Origin of the sequence: Streptomyces sp. NPDC020362 (assembly GCF_040642095.1) — a bacterium.
Classification (GTDB): Bacteria; Actinomycetota; Actinomycetes; order Streptomycetales; family Streptomycetaceae; genus Streptomyces.
On the sequence record NZ_JBFAET010000438.1, the window covers coordinates 1 to 2,391 of the forward strand.

The window sequence follows — 2,391 nt, forward strand, 5'->3', positions numbered from 1 at the left end:
AAGGTCGGGTTTGTGTTCACGGGCCAGGGTGCTCAGCGCGTAGGTATGGGTCAGGGGCTGTATGGGGTGTTCCCTGTGTTCGCGGAGGCTTTCGACGCGGTGTGTGCGGGCCTGGCGGAGCACCTGGACGGTTCGCTGGCGGCGGTTGTTCGTGGTGAGGGTGAGGAGTTGTGGCCGGGTGGTGGCCGGATCGATGAGACCGTGTGGGCGCAGGCCGGGCTGTTTGCGGTCGAGGTGGCGCTTTTCCGGCTGCTCGAGTCGTGGGGTGTGGGCCCGCAGGTCGTAGCAGGTCATTCGATCGGTGAGCTGGCTGCGGCGTATGTGGCGGGGGTGTGGTCGCTGGAGGACGCGTGTGCGGTGGTGGCCGCTCGTGGCCGTCTGATGCAGGCGCTTCCAACCGGTGGTGCGATGGTCGCAATCGAGGCGGCCGAGGAGCAGGTCGTCGAGGCGATCGAGGGGCACACCGGAGTCGGTATTGCTGCCGTCAACGGCGCTACAGCCGTGGTGATTTCCGGCATCGAGCGTGAAGTACTTGCTGTAGCGGAAGGGTTGGCGCAGTCGGGTGCGCGGACGCGCAGGCTGACGGTGTCGCATGCGTTCCATTCGCCTTTGATGGAGCCGATGCTGGAGGAGTTCGCGCGTGTCGTCGGCGCGGTCGGATATCGGGTGCCGAAGTTGACGTTGGTGTCGGCGCTGACCGGTGGTGTGGTGAGCGATGAGGTGACTGATCCGGCGTACTGGGTGAGGCACGTCCGTGAGGCGGTGCGCTTTTCCGACGCGGTGGCGGCGCTGCGTGAAAGCGGTGTGCGGACGTTCATCGAGGTCGGTCCGGACGGTGTGCTGTCGGGGATGGGCCCGCAGACCCGGGTCGGGAACACGGCGGATGACGCGGGTGACTCCGTCGAGGTGTGGCTGCCGGTGCTGCGCCGTGGCCGGGACGAGCCGCGGGCGTTGCTGACGGCGTTGGCGAAGGTGTTCGTCCGGGGTGTTGCCGTCGGCTGGGACAGGGTCTTCGCGGGGACGGGTGCCCGGCGGAGCGACCTGCCGACCTACGCCTTCCAGCGGCAGCACTACTGGCTGACTCCAACGGCGGTGGGTCGGGCCGAGGACCTGGGGCTGGAAACTCCGGGGCATCCGTTGTTGGGCGCTGCGGTGGTGTTGCCGGCCAGTGGTGGGTTGGTTCTGACGGGTCGGCTGTCGTCGGCCGGCCAGGGGTGGCTTGCGGATCACGTGGTGGCCGGGCGCGTGGTGGTGCCCGGAGCTGCCCTGGCGGAGATGGTCGTGCGTGCGGGTGATGAAGCCGGCTGCGGGCGGGTCGAGGAACTGCTCATCGAGACGCCGTTGGTGCTGCCGGAGCGCGGCGGCGTGCGCGTGCAGGTGACGGTGGATGAGCCGGACGCGAGCGGCCGTCGGGTGGTTGGTGTCTATGCACAGGCCGAGGATCCCGTGGTGGAGGCGGAGTGGACGCGGCACGCGGCGGGTGTAGTGGCTTGTGCCGATACTGCTGACACCCCGGGCTTGGGCGTCGATCTCGCGCAGTGGCCGCCTGCCGATGCCCTTTCAGTGGACGTGAAGGGGTTCTATCCGGCGTTGGCGGAGGCCGGTCTTGCTTACGGCCCCGTGTTCCAGGGGACGCGCGCGGTGTGGCGGCGTGGTGAGGAGTTGTTTGCCGAGGTGGCGCTGCCCGAGGGTGTGGCGGTGGCCGGGTTCGGGGTGCATCCGGCTTTGTTGGACGCCGCGTTGCACGTGATGGGCTTGGGTGTTGAGCGTGAGGGGCTGGTGTTGCCGTTCGCGTGGAGTGATGTGGTGGTGCATGCGTCGGGTGCGGTGGCGGCGCGGGTGCGGGTGGCGCCGTCGGATTCGGGTGAGGGTGTGTCGGTGCTGCTGGCTGATGCGAGTGGTGGGTTGATCGCGTCGGTGGGGTCGTTGGTGTTGCGGCCGGTGTCTGCTCGGGCTCTGGGGGCTGGTCCGGATGTCACGCGTGATTCGTTGTTTGGTGTGGAGTGGGTGGATGTGCCGGCTGGGGTGCCGGCTGGGTCTGGTGGGGTGTCGGTTGAGCGGTCTGGTGGTGGGTGGGCGGTGGTTGGTGATGTGGGTGGTCTGAATTTGGTGGGTGCGGTGTCGTATGGGGATTTGGGTGGGTTGTTGGGGGCGGTTGGTGGGGGTGGGGTTGTGCCTGAGGTTGTGGTGGTGGTTGCGGGGGTGGGTGCTGGTGGTGCTGGTGGTGCTGGTGGTGTGGGTGGTGGTGTGGGTGGTGGTGTGGTGGCTCGTGGTGTTGCGGTGGGTGTGTTGGGTGTGGTGCGGGAGTGGTTGGGTGCGGGTGTTCTGTCGGGGTCGCGGTTGGTGGTGGTGACGGAGCGGGCGGTGGATGCGGGTGCTGAGGTGTCGGTG

Annotated in this window: 1 protein-coding gene; it reads left to right on the plus strand. The window is 68.3% G+C overall.

Translation table 11 applies throughout. The features are described 5' to 3' along the window. Positions 1-12 precede the first annotated feature (12 nt). On the plus strand, positions 13-2,391 hold a 2,379-nt coding region (locus tag AB0H32_RS47955; RefSeq protein WP_361135944.1), incomplete at its 3' end, for an acyltransferase domain-containing protein.